At 72.6% G+C, this 16,399-nt stretch carries 13 protein-coding genes and 2 pseudogenes; 2 read left to right on the forward strand and 13 right to left on the reverse strand.

Features of this window, described 5'->3' with window-relative positions; genetic code table 11:
- Positions 1–7 precede the first annotated feature (7 nt).
- From OHA19_RS28465 to OHA19_RS28480, 4 genes and pseudogenes are all read right to left on the reverse strand, one after another.
- Positions 8–1,122, reverse strand: a pseudogene (locus OHA19_RS28465) (SulP family inorganic anion transporter).
- Complete coding sequence (locus OHA19_RS28470) at positions 1,119–1,460, reverse strand: ArsR/SmtB family transcription factor (RefSeq protein WP_405712121.1); 342 nt, start codon at positions 1,458–1,460, stop codon at positions 1,119–1,121. The pseudogene OHA19_RS28465 and the gene OHA19_RS28470 overlap by 4 nt, the downstream one beginning before the upstream one ends.
- A gap of 251 nt (positions 1,461–1,711) precedes the next feature.
- On the reverse strand, positions 1,712–1,912 hold the full coding sequence (locus OHA19_RS28475; RefSeq protein WP_405712119.1) for a hypothetical protein: 201 nt from the start codon (positions 1,910–1,912) through the stop codon (positions 1,712–1,714).
- A gap of 115 nt (positions 1,913–2,027) precedes the next feature.
- On the reverse strand, positions 2,028–2,945 hold the full coding sequence (locus tag OHA19_RS28480; protein ID WP_405721389.1) for an NADP-dependent oxidoreductase: 918 nt from the start codon (positions 2,943–2,945) through the stop codon (positions 2,028–2,030).
- Between the two features lie 225 nt (positions 2,946–3,170).
- Between OHA19_RS28480 and OHA19_RS28485 the strand changes: the two genes are divergently transcribed.
- Positions 3,171–4,637 carry an MFS transporter gene (locus OHA19_RS28485; protein ID WP_405752106.1) on the forward strand — a complete coding sequence of 489 codons (1,467 nt, stop codon included), beginning with the start codon at positions 3,171–3,173 and terminating at the stop codon, positions 4,635–4,637.
- A gap of 89 nt (positions 4,638–4,726) precedes the next feature.
- Here OHA19_RS28485 and OHA19_RS28490 read toward each other — a convergent pair whose 3' ends face one another.
- The gene (locus OHA19_RS28490) at positions 4,727–5,569 is read right to left on the reverse strand and encodes a class I SAM-dependent methyltransferase (protein ID WP_405712115.1); all 843 of its coding nucleotides are present in this window, start codon (positions 5,567–5,569) and stop codon (positions 4,727–4,729) included.
- Positions 5,570–5,689: 120 nt separating this feature from the next.
- Between OHA19_RS28490 and OHA19_RS28495 the strand changes: the two genes are divergently transcribed.
- Positions 5,690–6,304 (forward strand): TetR/AcrR family transcriptional regulator, encoded by a 615-nt coding sequence (locus tag OHA19_RS28495; protein ID WP_405712113.1) that lies wholly within the window; start codon positions 5,690–5,692, stop codon positions 6,302–6,304.
- A gap of 191 nt (positions 6,305–6,495) precedes the next feature.
- Here OHA19_RS28495 and OHA19_RS28500 read toward each other — a convergent pair whose 3' ends face one another.
- From OHA19_RS28500 to OHA19_RS28535, 8 genes and pseudogenes are all read right to left on the reverse strand, one after another.
- Entirely contained in the window at positions 6,496–8,934 is a 2,439-nt protein-coding gene (locus OHA19_RS28500) for a polysaccharide lyase 8 family protein (protein WP_405752109.1), read from the reverse strand.
- Positions 8,935–9,345: 411 nt separating this feature from the next.
- On the reverse strand, positions 9,346–11,841 hold the full coding sequence (locus OHA19_RS28505) for a SpoIIE family protein phosphatase (protein WP_405752111.1): 2,496 nt from the start codon (positions 11,839–11,841) through the stop codon (positions 9,346–9,348).
- 270 nt (positions 11,842–12,111) lie between these two features.
- Positions 12,112–12,477 (reverse strand): VOC family protein, encoded by a 366-nt coding sequence (locus OHA19_RS28510; RefSeq protein ID WP_405712107.1) that lies wholly within the window; start codon positions 12,475–12,477, stop codon positions 12,112–12,114.
- A 60-nt stretch (positions 12,478–12,537) separates the two neighbouring features.
- A complete protein-coding gene (locus OHA19_RS28515) occupies positions 12,538–13,440 on the reverse strand; it encodes a glycosyltransferase family 2 protein (RefSeq protein ID WP_405712105.1) in 903 nt (300 codons plus the stop codon).
- Between the two features lie 107 nt (positions 13,441–13,547).
- Positions 13,548–13,979, reverse strand: a complete 432-nt coding sequence (locus OHA19_RS28520) for a MazG-like family protein (protein ID WP_405712103.1) — start codon at positions 13,977–13,979, stop codon at positions 13,548–13,550.
- A gap of 59 nt (positions 13,980–14,038) precedes the next feature.
- On the reverse strand, positions 14,039–14,935 hold the full coding sequence (locus OHA19_RS28525; protein ID WP_405712101.1) for a PhzF family phenazine biosynthesis protein: 897 nt from the start codon (positions 14,933–14,935) through the stop codon (positions 14,039–14,041).
- Positions 14,936–15,016: 81 nt separating this feature from the next.
- Positions 15,017–15,291, reverse strand: a pseudogene (locus OHA19_RS28530) (lamin tail domain-containing protein); the annotation flags it as partial.
- Positions 15,292–15,397: 106 nt separating this feature from the next.
- On the reverse strand, positions 15,398–16,171 hold the full coding sequence (locus OHA19_RS28535; protein WP_405712099.1) for an SDR family oxidoreductase: 774 nt from the start codon (positions 16,169–16,171) through the stop codon (positions 15,398–15,400).
- Positions 16,172–16,399: the final 228 nt, after the last annotated feature.

The following is a 16,399-nucleotide window of genomic DNA, read 5'->3' on the forward strand; positions in this document are numbered from 1 at the left end:
CGGGCGCTCACCGGACGGCCGCGGAGGCTTCGGAGGCCGCGGAGGCTTCGGGAGCTTCGGGGGCGCCGGGCAGGACTCCGGCCCGGCGCAGATGGGCACGGGCTCCGGCGATGGCCTCGGGTGTCGTGGCGTACTCCCGGCCCTCCAGCCGAAGCAGTTCCAGCGCGCCGACCGACTCCAGGGCCTGGCGCTGGCCGGGACGGACACCGGAGGTCATCACGGCGATGCCGCGGCGGTTCAGCTTCTCCACGGCGTCCTTGAGGACCAGGGCGCCGGTGGCGTCCATCGTCGACACCCGCGACATGCGCAGGATCACCACCCGGACGTCGGCGACCTCGCTCAGCTCCAGGAGGAAGCGGTGGGCGCCGGCGAAGAACAGCGGCCCGTCGATCCGGTACGCGACGATGTGCTCGGCCAGCAGCGCGTGTTCCTCCTCGCTGTGCTCGCCGGGCAGGTCGGCCCTGAAGTCGACTTGATCCAACCGTGCCTGAACGGCGACCGCCCGCAGCGCCAGGGCGCCCGCCACGACCAGGCCGATGATCACCGCGTAGACCAGGTCGAGCACGAGCGTGGCAACGGAGGTCAGCACCAGCACGACCGCGTCGGAGCGGGTCGCACGGGCCATCGCCCGCAGCGCGCCGACCTCCACCCTCCCAGCGTGTTCGGCACCTGCTGGAGACCGATGACGCACGCGATACCGAGCGTGAAGCCCTCCACCACCGGCGCCGGGATGTAGCGCATGTAGCGGCCGGCCTTCAGCAGGGCGAGCACGATCAGCAGCACGCCGGCCATCAGCCCGACCGTCAGCACACCGCCCGGTCCGTACCGGGCGACGATCGGTACCAGCACCACCGTCATCGCTCCGGTCGGCCCGGACACCTGGAGGTTGGAGCCGCCGAACAACGCCGCCAGCGCCCCCGCCACCACGGCGGTCGCCAGTCCGGCCTCGGCACCGAGCCCGGAGGAGACGCCGAAACCCAGCGCGAGCGGCAGCGCGACGATCGCGACGGTCAGACCGGCGAGCAGATCGCGACGCGGGTTGCGGCCCATGACCACGAAGTCGGCGCGGGCAGGCAGCAGGGAAATGACCCGGCTCCAGGACCGGGCGAGCACGCTGCTCACTCCGCCGCGACCTCGGCTTCCCGCAGCTCGGCCAGGAGCTCGTTCCGCCCGGCCAGCATCTCGGTAAGGATCCGGCGCGCGGCCCGCATCAGCTCAGCCACATCCCCGCCGGCCAGCTCGTACACGACGGTCGAGCCCTCCCTCGCCGAGGTGACGATGCCGGAGCGGCGCAGCACGGCCAGCTGCTGGGACAGCGCCGACGGCTCCACCTCGATCGAGGCCAGCAGATCCCGTACCGGCATCGGCCCGTCCTGCAGCAGCTCCAGTACGCGAATGCGGACCGGGTGCCCGAGCATCCGGAAGAACTCGGCCTTGGCCTGGTACAGCGGAACCGGCACGGTCTTCGGCCTCCCTTCACCACCCCGTTGCCCCGGGGCGCTCTGTCGGCCGTGCCCGCGGCTACCTGCGGACACGGCCAATACAGCATGTAGTGAATTGCAGAATTTCGCAATTAGTGGATTGGTGGAATGGCGGATTCGTGGAGGGTTCCGCTGTGGGGAGAGGGGCGCGTACCGCCGTCCCCCGGGATTCCCGGCGCGCCCGGGGAGTCGCGCACCGAGAGGTGAGCGACTCCCCGGGCGCGGCCGTGTCAGGTGTCCTGGTGGTCGGGTCGTTCCGGGTCCTCCAGGTATTCGGGGCATTCGGGGTTGTGGCAGGGGCCGGGGTGCCACACGGGTACGAAGATTCCGAGACTCTTGTGCCGTCTCTTCACAGCCGCGGTCACGGGCTGCTTGCAGACCGGGCAGACAAGCGCCCCTTGGGGACCGGTCTCATGCTCGGCTTTGCTCATCTTTTAACCGTAGGCGCGATGGCCGCAGAAGGAGACCGGAGACAGGGACCGGAGGCAGGGCGCGTGCACGCGCACGCACTCTCCGGCTTCGATCCCGCCGCGTGGCGTCCCGGCGTCAGTTCGGCGTGATGATCAGCTTGCCGCGCACATGGCCGCCCGCGCTCTCCCGGTGGGCGTCGGCGGCTCGGGAGAGGGGGTACGTCCGGGCCACGGACAGGGCGAGTTCGCCGCTCACGACCAGTGCGGCCGCCTGCTCAAGGCGCTCACGGATCGCGTCGGGGCCGGCGAACGCGAAGCGCACGCCGTGCTCCGCCGCCCGGTGATCGGCGATGGTGACCACGCGGTCCGGGCCGCCGGTCAGCTCGACGAGGACCGGCAGCGAGCCCTTCCCGGCGGCGTCGAACGCCGCGTCCACACCCTTCCCGGCGACGGCGCGGACCCGCTCGGCGAACCCCTCGCCGTACGTCACGGGTTCGGCGCCGAGCGAGCGCAGATACGCGTGGTTGCGCTCGCTCGCCGTACCGATCACGGTCGCGCCGAGATGCCTGGCGAGCTGCACGGCCACGGACCCGACGCCACCGGCGGCCCCGTCCACGACCAGGGTCTCCCCGGACTTCAGCCCGAGGTCCGTGAGTACCTGGTACGCCGTGTTGACGGCCACCGGCAGCCCGGCCGCGACCTCCCAGGGCACGCCTTCGGGCTTCCGCGCGAGCTGCGCCGCGGGCGCGAGTGCGAACTCGGCGTAGCCGCCGGAGCCGATCGAGCCGAAGACCTCGTCGCCCACGGCGAGGCCGGTCACGTCCGCGCCGGCCTCCGCGACGACACCGGCGACATCGCCGCCGGGCACCGAGGGGAACTCCACCGGCATCATCTCCGCGACGGCCCCGCTGCGCAGCTGCCAGTCCAGCGGATTCACCCCGGCGGCGCGGACCTCCACCAGCACCTGCCCGGGACCCGGGTGGGGTACCTCGCGGTCCACCACGCGTAAGACCTCGGGACCCCCGTACTCCGAGAACTCCACAGCGCGATACATCTTTGTCATCTTCGCCCTCTTCCGGATGTGTTTCATATGTTTGATCGCCGTCTATGACGGTCTGTCAACTCCGGTGTCCAAGCTATCGAACGGAGGATCGGCGGGGCATCCGGCTCCGGATGGATCTCGTTGGCCGTCTCGTGTCGCCGGGCGCTGGCCATAGATACCCCTAGGGGGTATATTCGCGATGCGTAGATACCCCCCTCCCGTATAGGAGTGCTTGCTATGGCCGTGTCGGCTTCACCAACCGCGTCAACCGATTCGCGGAGATGGTCCGCGCTCGGGCTGATCGCCCTGGCTCAGTTCATCGTCATCATGGATACGTCGATCATCGGCGTGGCCCTGCCCAAGATGCAGGCCGACCTGGGGTTCTCCCAGGAGAACCTGTCGTGGGTGTTCAACGCCTATGTCGTCGCCTTCGGAGGGCTGCTGCTGCTCGGCGGGCGGCTGTCGGACCTGCTCGGCGCCAGGCGCCTGTTCAGCGCCGGATGGGTCGTCCTCGCCGCGGGGTCCCTGACCGCGGGCCTCGCGGGTGAGGTCTGGGTCGAGCTGACCGGGCGGGCCCTGCAGGGCGTGGGTGCCGCGCTGATCGCGCCGTCCGCCCTCACCCTGCTGATGACCCTGTTCGGCTCACGGCCCCAGGAACTGGGGAAGGCCTTCGCGCTGTACGGCGCGGCCGCCCCGGCCGGTGGTACCGCCGGAGTCTTCCTCGGCGGGGTCATCACGCAGTACGCCAGCTGGCCCTGGGTGTTCTACATCAACATCCCCGTCGCCCTCGTCGTCCTGATCGCCACGCCCGCCGTCATGCCTTCGGGCGCGGGGCGACGCGGCTCGATCGACCTGGCCGGCGCGGTCACCGTCACGGCGGGTCTCGCCGCCGCCGTCTACGCCATCGTCCGTGCTCCCGAGACCGGTTGGGGTTCGGCCGAGACCTGGCTGGTCCTCCTGGCCGGTGCGGCGCTGATCGCCGCGTTCGTCGCGATCCAGGCCAAGCGGCGCGAACCGCTGATGCGGCTGGGCATCTGGCGGTCGCCCAACCTGGCCGGTGCCAACATCGCTCAGCTGCTCATGGCCGCCGCGTGGATCCCCATGTGGTTCTTCCTCAACCTCTACCTCCAGCAGGTCCTGGGACTCGGCGCCTTCGCCTCCGGCTCCGCGCTGCTGCCGATGACCGGTGCCATCATGATCATGATGATCGTCCTGGCGCCGCGCCTGAACTCCCGGTTCGGACCCAAGCCCCTCATCGTCGTCGGGCTGTTCGCGCTCGGCGTGGGCATGTTCTGGCTCTCGCTCGCCCGCCCGGACGGTAACTTCCTCGTCGACGTGCTGCCTGCCTCCCTGCTCTCGGCGGTGGGCATGTCGCTGGCGTTCATTCCGTCGCTCGGCACCGCGCTCTCCAGCGCCCGGCCGGAGGAGAGCGGTCTCGCCTCGGGGATCGTCAACACCAGCTACCAGGTCGGCTCCGCACTGGGCCTCGCCGCCATGACGGCACTGGCCGCCGCGCACGGCGCCCGTGAGCCGGGGGACCCGGTGGCGCTCACCAACGGCTTCTCCGCCGCCTTCCTCGGCGCCGCGGCCCTCGCGGTGGTCGGCGGCCTCGCCGCCCTGCTGACCCTGCGCACCGCACCCGCCGCCGGGGGCGAGGGCGAGGGTGTGGACAGTGGCGACCGGCCGGAAAAGGCCGCGGCCTGAAAGGGGGCGGGTGTTCCTCGACGGCTGCGGCCGGGCGGCGTCCGCTGCCGGGGCGGATGCCCGCCCCGGCAGCGGACGCCGCCCCTCGTTCACCCGGGCCGTCGGGCGGTGACCAACCGGGCGGCACTGCGCAGTCGGAGTGCGCCTTCCCGCTCGTGCGGCCGCAGGAGGTCGACGAGCCGCTGCCGGGCCCGATCCCGGTCGTCCTCCCCGGCCTGGCCCATCAGGTGCCGGCCGGGGCCGGAGCCCAGCAGGAAGGCGGCGGCGTCGGCGGCGTCCCGGCCCCAGGTCCCGTACGCCTCGACCGGCGTCGTGGTGACGGCCTCGTACCCGGCGCGGGACAGCGCGTCACGCACGGCCTCCGGGTCCGCCAGCGAGAACATGCCGGGGCCCGGGGCGCCCAGTCCGCCGACGGGCAGGAGGTCGCCCAGTCCCTGGATGGCCTGGAGCCATTCGTTCCGGTCGGCCCGCGCGGTGCAGACGAAGGCGATACGGCCGCCGGGGCGCAGCGCCCGCCCGATGTTGGCGAAGGCGGCGACGGGGTCGGCGAAGAACATCACCCCGAAGCGGCTGATCGCGACGTCGAAGAGTGCCGGCCCGAACGGATGGACCTGCACGTCCGTCTGCTCGAACGTCACATTCCCGATCCCCTCATGCCGCGCGGACTCCCGCGCACGGGCCAGCATCGGGGCCGACAGATCCAGGCCCAGTGCCTGGCCATCACCGGCCCGTCGCGCGGCGAGACGGGTGGTGCGCCCCGCCCCGCAGCCGATGTCGAGGACGCGGTCCCGTTCGGTGATGGCCGCGGCGGAGAGCAGGGGCTCGTCGAATCCTCCGTTCACCCCATCCCAACGGTCCTGGTTTTCGGCCCAGTACGTCCCCTCGTAACCGTTCCATGCCTGGTCCTGGTCCCTGTTGACGATGTGGCGCATGCGGATGTCTCCCCGTGGATGCAGGCGCCCGCGGACGTTGGAACAACTAGTATGGGCGAGCGCCCATTCAAGGTATGGGCAATCGCCCATACTGTAAACAGGGTGAGAGGGAGGGACGCCGTGTCACCGCGTGGTGTGACGACTCCGGATGTCCGCGAGCGACTGTTCAGCGCTGCGGAGCGGGTGCTGGAACGGGACGGGCCGGGGGCTCTGACGAGCAGGGCGATCACCGGTGAGGCCGACTGCGCGAAGGGCCTGCTGCACGCCCACTTCCGCGGACTCGACCAGTTCGTCGCGGAGTTGGTCCTGGACCGGTTCGCCCGAGTGGCCCGGCACGCCGAGGAGCTCCGGGGGCGGGTGGGGCAGGACACGGTCGCGGAGAACCTCCACGGCATCGCTCTCGCGCTGCTGTCCTCGGCCGGCCCCACCGTCGCCGGGCTGGCGCTCACCCGCCCCGAGGCGTCCTCGCGCATCCGCGAGGCCCTGGCGGGCGGTGCGCCGGGCTTCGACATGGTCCAGGACGCGATCACCGACTACCTGGACGCGGAACGGCAGGGCGGCCGGGTCGCGGAACGGGCCGACACCGCCGCCGCGGCCCTGGCCCTGGTCGGGACCGTCCACCATCTGCTGATGACCGGCGCGCACGACCGGCAACAGGCGCGGGAGCGGGCCGGGCAGCTGGTGGCCCTGCTCGACACCGCCCTCCGGCACGGGCCGGGCGAAGCGGCTGGGTGACATCGCGGGGCGAAGCCGCCGAGTGACGTCAGCGGGTGAAGCCGCCGGGTGGCGTCGCCGGGTGGGCCGGGGCGAACCGCAACCCCGGAGCCCGGGAAGGCCCGGCGGCACCCGAAGGGCACGCCGGGCCTTCCCGGGGTCACCGCACGCGGCCCGCGATCACGGCCCGGGGTCACGCACGAGGCCCGCGATCACCGCACCCGGACACGCACCGTGTGCGTGGCGCCGCGGCTCCGGCTCAGGTCGCCGAAGGTCACGGTCACCGAGGATCCGGTCCGGACGTCGGTGACGCTCTCCGCCCTGGACAGGACGGACTTGACGGGCCGCCGCCAGGTGAGGGTGAGGCCGGTGACGGTGCGGGACGGGTCGGAGACGCAGATCGTGGCGGTGCCGTCGCGCTTCTCGTGGATCTGCACGCAGACCGGCGCGCTCGCCGTGACCTTGCCCGCCGTGCCCGCCGCCCAGAAGTTGACGCCGGTGAAGCCGAGGGAGGGAACGCTGACGCCGGTGCGCCCGGCGTCATTGGCGAGGATCTGCAGCCAGCCGGTGTCCGCGGCGCGGTCGGCGGTGCGCTTGCTGCTCGCGCCCGGCAGCAGGATGTACGCGTACGAGCCGCCCGCCGGGTCGGTGCCGTGGTCCTGCCAGAGGGTCAGGTATCGGCGGGTGTCGGGCGTGGCGGTGCCGCCGTCGTTGATGTCCTTCCAGGCACCGGTGCGCTCCTCGCGCAGCGCGTGCAGCTCGGTGCCGCCGGGGAAGACGTATCCGGCGTGCCGGTCGAGGTGGGCCCAGGTGGTGGTGCGGGTGGTGGTCCAGCCCTGGGTGGCGGGCTGGGCCTCGCCGTCGAGCAGCAGCCGCTGGGTGCCGCCGGCGCCGAGGCAGCGGTTGTCGACGACCGTCTCGACGCCCGCGCCGTCGGCGGAGGTGATGCCGGAGCCGAGGCAGACCACGCAGTCGTCGAGCCAGAACCACGACTTGCGGGCTCGCATCGTGCTCGCCAGGCCCTGGAGGTGCTGGCCGGTGGTGCCGAACTCGCCGTCACCGGTGCCGCCGACCCATTTCGTGCCCGGCTTCGGGTTGGCCCAGGCGCCGCCCTGCCCGTCGGCGAGCTTCTTCCGGGAGACGGTGATGCCGGGCAGCCGGTACGGGTCGACGGTCGGCCAGTACGCGTCCGAGTACTGTTCGAGACCCGCGCCGTCGCCCCACCACTGCAGCCAGCCCGCGCCGGTGTGCCAGCCGCGCTTGTTCTCGCCGTTGCCGAACTCGTAGTGGGCGATCCGCTCGGAGGCCATCGAGAGACCGGCGCCCCAGCCGCGGCGGCGGTGGGTGACCCGGTCCATGTTGTGGAAGGCCCGGTGCGCGGCCGGCTCCGGCGACGCGGTGACGGTCGTGTCGTCCAACAGGGTCTGCAACCGGGCGGTGTTGACCAGGCTCAGGGACCCGGCCCTGAGTGCCGGGGCGTAGTAGTCGCGCTGCAGCCAGCCCTTGACCATGGCGCGCCAGCGGGCGTTCTCCTCGGGGCCGGCGCCCATGCCCAGCAGCACGATGGAGGCCATCACGCCGTGGGCGCGGGTGTGGTCGCTGGAGCCGGCGCGGGTGATGCCGCGGCCCGAGACGTTGTCCATCATCAGGCCGTCGTAGATGAACGGGGCGATGGCCGCGTCGATGGTGTCGAGGAACTGCCGGCTGCCCGGATCGGTGATCTCCCAGGCGGAACCGCGCAGCAGGGCGAAGAGCCGGCCCAGCCCGTCGTTGAGGACCGCGCCGTAGCCACCGATGTACGGGATGGAGGTGTGCTGGACGAAGGAGCCGTCCGGGTAGAAGCCGTCGCCGGTCGTGACGTACGGGAAGACCGGCGACAGCGCGGCGACCGCGTGCGCGATCTTGGCCGCGTCGGCGCCGACGATGCCGCGCAGGATCATGCCCCGGCACAGGTCGACGCGGTTGGCGCCGGTGCTGGTGCCGGTGTAGTCGTCGACGGCGGAGTCGGGCAGGAACTTGTCGACGGCCCCGCAGTAGTCCGCCTTCTGAGTCTCCGACAGGGCGTCGTACAGCAGCACGCAGGTGTCCATGAGGGCCTGGGGTGCGCCGATCTGCCAGTTCCACCAGTTCCCGTAGCGGGTGGTGGTCTTGTTGAAGACGTCGGCGTGGAGGTGGTCGAGGCCGGTGATGACCGCGTCCCTGAGGCCGGTGTCGCCGGTGACCCCGGTGCCGGGCTGGGAGTACGCCTCCGCCATGGTGCGCAGCCGGTTGTAGCCGGTGTTCATGTTGGCGGAGAAGTTGAACGACTCGGTGTCGGTGTCCGGTTCGGGGTCGAGATAGACCAGGTCCGGCCAGAGGGAGCCGCGCGCGGGGGCCATCGTGGAACGGAAACCGCTTGCCTGGGCGCCGAGGTCGGCGAGCTTGGACTTGAAGGGCTCGGCGGTCGGGCTGAAACCGGTTCCCAGGTACAGATCGCGCCACTTCGCACGCAGAGCGGCGAAATCGTCGGCGGCGTCGGCCGCGTCGGTGGAGGCGGCGGAAGCGGGGAGGGCGGCGGAGCCGGAGGCGGACGCGGCGGTCGGCAGGCCGAGGGCGAGCGCCGCACCGCCGCCCGTGGCCAGCAGGGCACGACGGGACCAGGCAGTTGTCATCGAAGCTCCGGGGGAGAGTGAGCCAGTGCGGGAATGCCAGCGTGGTAAGCGTTTTCTAGCATGGGGGCGTTGGGGTACTCAAGAGGTCGCCCGGGTCGCCGTACGGTCCGGAGCGGACGGGTGCACCCCGCGGCGTCCGTGCCGGTGGAAGCCGTCAGCCGGGTGGACCGGGGCACCGGATGCCGGTAACCGGCCGCCGGTGCACGGGAGTTCGGTGAGCCGGTACGGAGGTGGCGGGCCGGCGCGACGACGGGTGTTCAGCCGCCTCGGGCGCGCTGGTGGAACAGCCGCTCCGGGTGTGCGGAAGTGACATCTGGTTCGGGTGTGCGGATGGGGCGGCTGCTCCGGATGTGCGGGCGGATCAGATGGTTCGGGCGTACGGACGGGCAGCCGTCCCGGGGTGCGGACGGATCAGGTGGTCTCGGTGTCCAGGGCGTCCAGGGCGCCCAGGGGGTCCAAGGCGTCCGGGATCGGCTGCTCGGCCCAGATCGTCTTGCCGTGCCGGGTGTAGCGGCTGCCCCAGCGCGTGGTGAGCTGCGCGACCAGGTACAGGCCGCGGCCGCCCTCGTCGGTGAGCAGGGCCCGGCGCATGCGGGGCTGCGTGGCGCTGGGGTCGGAGACCTCGCAGGTCAGCTGCCCCGCGCGGATCAGCCGCACCTCGACCGGGCCACCGGCGTGGCGGATGGCGTTGGTGACCAGCTCGCTCAGCACCAGCTCGGTGGTGAAGACGAGCTCCTCCAGTCCCCAGGCGCGCAGCTGCCGCGCCGCGTCCTGCCGGACCCGGGCGACGGCGGCCGGGTCGGCGGCCACGGGCCAGACGGACGTGTTGCCCGGCGGCACCGCATGCGTACGGGCGAGCAACAGGGTCACGTCGTCGGCGAGTTGGTGTGCGGGCCGGGCGGAGATGATCTCCTGGCCGAGTTCGCGCAACGGTGCGGTGGCGGCGCCGGGGCGGGCCAGCCGACGGCTCAGTTCGGCCATGCCCTCGTCGAGATCGCTGTCGCGTCCCTCGATCAGCCCGTCGGTGTAGAGCACGAGCAGGCTGCCGGGCGTCAGCTCCACCTCGGTCATCTCGAAGGGCAGACCGTTGACGCCCAGCGGCGGCCCGGGGTTGAGGGGCACGTACGAGACGGTCCCGTCCGGATCCACGACGGCGGGCGGGGGGTGTCCGGCGGAGACCATCGCGCAGCGCCGTGACACCGGGTCGTAGACGGCGTACAGGCAGGTGGCGCCGACCGGGTCGGCCCGGAGACCGCCGTGCGACCCGTCCTCGTCCGGCCGGGTGAACGAGCTGGGCCGATCGGGTCCGTCGTACCCGCCGGGCCCGGCGGGCCCGACCGGTCCGTCCCGTCCGTCGGGCTCGTCCGGGCCGTCCGGCCCGTCGGGTTGGTTGGGCTCGTCGCGGAGCTGGGAGACCAGGTCGTCGAGGTGCACCATCAGCTCGTCCGGCTCCAGATCGAGGTCGGCGAGGGTGCGGACGGCGGTACGGAGCCGTCCCATGGTGGCGGTGGCCCCCAGCCCGTGGCCGACCACGTCCCCGGCGACCAGGGCGACCCGGGCGGAGGACAGCGGGATCACGTCGAACCAGTCGCCGCCGACGCCGGTGGCGGTATCGGCCGGCAGGTAGAAGCCGGAGGTGGTCACGGCGACGGTCTCGGCCTGCGCGGGCGGCAGCAGGCTGCGCTGCAGGCCGACGGCGGCCCGGTGTTCCCGGGTGTAGCGGCGGGCGTTGTCCAGGGCGAGGGCCGCGCGGGCGGCGATCTCGCACAGGAGGTCCAGGTCGGCCGGTGCGTAGCCGTGCCAGTCGGGGCCGCGCCGTACGGTCACCCGGCCGAGGAAGCTGCCCCGGGCCCGCAGCGGGGCGGTCATCGACGCGGGGGACTCACCGACGGCCGGGGCGCAGTCGGCACCGACCGGGACCACGGTGCCGGTCGGCGCCTCCTCCGCCCGTTCCCCGGCCGCCGCGGTCAGCCGGAGCGGCACCGTCCCGTCCTCGCCGGGAACCGGCTCCTCGCCCGCGAACACCACCCGGGCGATCTCCACCACGGCGTGGTCGGCCAGTCCGGGCACCAGTACGGCGGCCAGCTCCTCGCCGGTGCCGGCGACGGACAGCGATCCGCCGACGGCCGCGGTGGCGCGGTGCAGGATCGCCAGGCGCTCGTCGGAGCGGCGCTGCTCGGTGACGTCCGTGAACAGCACGGTGACGCCGAAGACCTGCCCGTCCGGCGCCTGGAGGCGGAACGCCGAGACGGCCATCACCACCCCGCCGCCGGGATCCTCGACGGTCCGTACGGTCTCCTCCGCCAGGATCAGCGGCTGTCCGGTCCGCAGTACCTCGCGCAGCCGTCGCTCGATCGCCGCGGCGCCCGGCGCCTGGAGGAAGTCCCCGAGGCGCCGGTTGCGCAGATCCGGCAGGAGACCGGTGTAGGGCAGCAGATGGGTGTTGGTCCTGACCAGCCGCAGTTCCGCGTCGAACACCGCGAGCCCCAGCCGGTCCTGCAGGAAGAGCTCCCGGGTGAACGCCTGGTCCTGCCGCCACCGGGCGACCGTCCCGGCGGGTGCCCACAGCACGAAGAACCGGGCCGGGTCCGCGGACGTCCCGGTGCCGGTGTCCGACAGCGGGAGCACCTGGAAGGCGATGCCCAGCTCCTCGCCGCGGCCGGTACGCACCACGGTCTCGCCGTACCAGGCGCCCATCCGGTACTCGGCGGGCGGTCCTGGCCAGGAGTCCGGGTCGGCGAGCAGCTCCCGGGCGGGCCGGCCGCAGGCCCGGTCGGCGGGGAGCGAGAACAGCTCCTCCGCCGCGGGTGTCCAGCCGATGATCAGTCCGTCCGCATCGAGCAGGGCCCCGGCCGCGCTGTCCGCGAACGGGAGCCCGTTGTGCCCGGGTGCGCCCGGGAGGGTCATGCCGTCCACCTCGTTCTCAGCTCCCTCTCCCGGCCTGCCGGCGGCCCCGCGCCGGGTCCACGGACGTCTCCATCATCCCTCCGCTCGTTCCGGCCGCCAGTCCCGGCGCTCCGCCGCCGGTGAGCGACCCGCACGTGGGCATGGCGGACAACCGCACCGGACACCCGGGGAAATGACGCGGGCGTGGCCGCCCCAGGGGCCTGCTGCGGATCCTCCCGCACGACGGCCCCGGCGACGACCGCGGCGGCGGCGTCACCGGGCAGGCGTCCGTCAACGGTGGCCCAGCACGTTGACGACCCGGCCGTTCGGGTCGCGGACGAAGAAGCGGCGTACGCCCCACTCCTCGTCGCGCAACGGGTACACGATCTCCGCGCCGCTCTCCCGCATGGCTGCGTGCGCCGCGTCCACGTCAGCCACCTCGATGCTCAGGTCCGGTGTGACCGGGGCGGTCGCGTCGGCCCCCATGATGCTGAGCTGGACCGTGGGGTGGGACGTGGAGGCGAGCGTCATGATCCAGCCGTGGTCCATGACTTCGCGCAGGCCCAGCAGACCGTAGAACTCCGCGCTCCGCTCCATCCCTCGGGCGGCCGGGCCACCGGCGGTCCGGATGTTGGGGACGATTCTGCGGACGGACATCGGCAACTCCTGTCGCGGGACTGACTCCGTGCCGCCCGGCACCGGCGGAGCCGACGCGGATCAGATGACCGGCGGCCGTCCCAGTTTCGTCATCTGCCAGACCGTGCGCCACCGCATCGGCTGCCTTCGTCCGCACGGGGTACGGACACCTTCGGCGAAGCCGCCGGCCCAGGCGCGCAGACCCGTCGCCGAGCGGGTGCGGGCCACGGTGAGGAGGGTCCAGGTGCCCAGGTAGGCCGGGACCAGGGGGAGGGGCAGGTTCCGGCGGGCCAGCCAGACCCGGTTGCGTGCCGTCATCCGGTAGTAGACGGAGTGCCTGGCCGGGGAGGTCCTGGGGTGCTGGAGCAGCAGATCGGGCTCGTAGAGGATCTTCCAGCCCGCGTCGAGCGCCCGCCAGGACAGGTCCGTCTCCTCGTGCGTGAAGAAGAACTCCGCAGGCCAGGGCCCCGTCTGGGCGAGCATCTTCATGGAGAACGCGTGGCCGCCGCCCAGGAACGCGGTGACCGGTCCGCCCCGCATCGGGTCGGTGGCGCGCAGCCGCGGCACATGGCGGCGCTGGGTCTCACCGTGCTCGTCGGCGATCCGGAAGCCGACGATGCCGAGCCGGGGGTCGGCGGCGAACAGCTCCCGGACCTTGCGGAACACCCCGTTGTCGACGAGGAGTCCGTCGTCGTCGAGCTCGATGACGACATCCACGTCGCCGAACTCCGCCAGCTTCTGCAGGGCGACGTTGCGGCCGCCGGGGCAGCCCAGGTTCTCGGCCAGCTCGATCGTGGTCACGCCGCCGGACAGATCGGACAGGCCGGGGAAGGTGCTGAAGTCGGGGAGGGGCGATCCGTTGCCCACCACGACGAGCCGGTCCGGACGGACGTCCTGCCCGGCCACCGAGGCCAGCAGGGCCTCGACCTCCTGCGGGCGATCGCCCATGGTGATGATGGATACGGCGATGCGCGGTTCGGGCACGGTCGTCACTCCTGGTCTCGCTTCGGTGCCCGCGATCGTAGCCCCAAGAGCTGGTCGCCCGTTGTTCAGCCACCTGTCGCCGCCCCGACATGCCCCGTGATCCTCGGTCAGGGCGTGGTGCCGGGGGTGTGCCGGGGCGGGGCGAGCGGTGAGCGCGGACGTGCCGCGACGCGTCGCACATGCCGGTCGAAGACGGCTGCCGCGTCGGGGGTGAGGGTGCGGAGCGCCACCATGGCCGTCACGATGACGTCGCAGAGCTCGGCCTCCACGTCCTGCCAGGAATGGCTGGCGCCCTTGCGCGGGTTCTGGCCGGTCGCCCCGATGACGGCCTGGGCGACCTCGCCCACCTCCTCCGACAGCTTCAGCATCCGCAGCAGCAGATCCTGCTCGGGCGGGATGCCGGTCTCCGCGTCGAGCCAGCCGTGCAGCTCGTCGATCGTCCGCCAGGTGCCGTGGTCCGGGCCCTCGTGGTCCCGGTCGTCGCGGTCCCGGCCCTCGTGGCCATCGTCCTCATGGGCGTCGGTGCTCTGCTGGTCCATGGCGCCCAGCCTGCCAGTCACGACCGGCCGACAGGCCGGCGCGCGTCGGCGTGGCCCCGTCAGCCCTCGATGCGGGTTCCGGTCCCGCTGACCCGCACCCGGGTGTCGTCCGCCCGCAGTTCGACCGTGAGTGTGCCGGGGCGGCCCATGTCCTCGCCCTGGTGGAGGGTGAGGACCGCGGCGCCGGGAACGAGGCCCCGATCGCGGAGATAGGCGCCGAAGGCGGCCGCCGCGGCACCCGTGGCGGGGTCCTCGACCACGCCGCCGACCGGGAACGGGTCGCGGACGTGGAAGACGTCCGGCGCCGCCCGCCAGACCAGTTGCAGGGTCGTCAGGTCCAGCCGGTGCATCAGCGCTTCGAGGCGCGCGAAGTCGTAGGAGAGGTCGGCGAGACGTTCACGGGTCGCGGCGGCCAGCACCAGGTGGCGGGCGCCCGCGAAGGCGATCCGGGGCGGCAGGGCCGGGTCGAGATCGGTGGCCGGCCAGTCCAGCGCGGCGAGCGCCTCGGCCAGGTCGTCGGGGCCGACGTCCATGACGTCCGGTTCGACGCTGGTGAGCGTGGCGCGGAGCTCGGTGCCCTCCCGGGTGACGGTGACCGGGACCGTGCCTGCGGCCGTGTCGAACACCAGGTCGCCGGGGCCGTCGCGCTCGGCCAGAGCGAGGGCCGTCGCGACGGTGGCGTGGCCGCAGAACGGGACCTCGGCCTTCGGGCTGAAGTAGCGGATGGTGTACTCCCGGGTGGCCGACGTCCCGGCACCGCCCGGTTCACCACCGCCCGGCTCTCCCCGCCCGGTCAGGAACGCCGACTCGCTGTACCCCAGTTCCGCCGCGACGGCGAGCATGGCGGCGTCGTCGAGACCGGACGCGTCGAGGACGACCCCGGCAGGATTGCCGCCATCGGGGTCGGCGGAGAACGCGGTGTAGCGCAGGACCTGGGTATCCGAATGACGGCTCATGCCGAAGGTCAACCCTGTCGCGGCCCGGGGCATTCCCGCCCCCGGACGGAGCGGAATCGCCCCGGGCCGCGGTCGCCCGGCTCAGTGGCAGTTCTTGGTGCCCTTGCCGGACTTCGTCCAGGAGCAGGAGTCCTGGAGCTTGCCGTTCGGCTTGATCAGCCGGGCCTTGTCGCCGGTGTCGTGTTCCAGACGTACGGACCGCGGTTCCAGTACACGTTGCCCGACGCGTTCTTGCCCCGGCCGGTGTGGACCTTGACGGTCTTGCCCGCGCCGATGGTGTAGCTGCCGAAGGCGTATATGTAGCCGGTGTTGTCCTTGAGCTTGTAGCCCTTGAGGTGGAGCTTCGACTTGCCGTTGCGAGGGCAGCGCTCGGCGCCCCGGCGCGCGGGCGCTCATTCCGCCCGGAGTCCGGCCATTCGGTGACAACCGCCCCCAGCGGGCGGCTCGTTGCGAGCCGCCCCGTCAGCCGCGCCCCACGTACGGCATCGCCGTCGCCAGTACCGTCGCGAACTGCATGTTCGCCTCCAGGGGCAGCTCCGCCATGTGCAGTACCGTCCGGGCCACGTCCGCCGCCGCCATCACCGGCTCGACCGCGAGTTCGCCGTTGGCCTGGAGGATGCCGGTCCGCATCTGCTCGGTCATGTCCGTGGCCGCGTTGCCGATGTCGATCTGCCCGCAGGCGATCCGGTACGGGCGCCCGTCCAGCGACAACGACTTCGTCAGCCCCGTCATGGCGTGCTTGGTCGTGGTGTAGGCGACCGAGTGCGGGCGCGGCGCGTGGGCGGAGATCGAGCCGTTGTTGATGATCCGGCCGCCCTGCGGGTCCTGTTCCTTCATCAGCCGGTACGCCGCCTGCGCGCACAGGAACGCGCCCGTCACGTTCACGTCCACCACCGCGCGCCAGTCCGCCACCGACAGGTCCTCCACCGGGACGGAACGCGGGCCGAACGTACCGGCGTTGTTGAAGAGCAGATCGAGGCGGCCGAAGCACTCCCGCACCGAGGAGAAGAGCGCGCTCACGTCCTCGGGGCGGGACACGTCCGCGGGGACGGTGATCACCCGGGCGTGCTCCCCGGCCAGCGCGGCCGTCCCGGCGAGCGGTTCGGGCCGTCGCCCCGCGAGCGCCACCGACCAGCCGGCCCCGGCCAGGGCGAGCGCCACCGCGCGGCCGATGCCGGAGCCCGCGCCCGTGACGACCGCCGTCTTCCGACCGGAATTCAACAGTTTGTTGCTCATGGCGCCGCAGCGTACGCCCCGCCGCCCCGGGGTCGCATGAGGCCACCCGGGGGCAGGACGGCGTGCGGGACGGCGGGTTCACGTCCAGGCCGGCCGGTGAAGATGATCACTGTCCCGATGTGGATGCGTGCTTTGTCCTCGTGGACCCATTGCCGCCGCATTCCTCATCCACCCGACGCCCGGGCGACGCGAGCACGACAGCCGCCCGATGTGCTGAGCCGGTGAACT

The organism is Streptomyces sp. NBC_00012 (assembly GCF_045040875.1).
Lineage (GTDB): Bacteria > Actinomycetota > Actinomycetes > Streptomycetales > Streptomycetaceae > Streptomyces.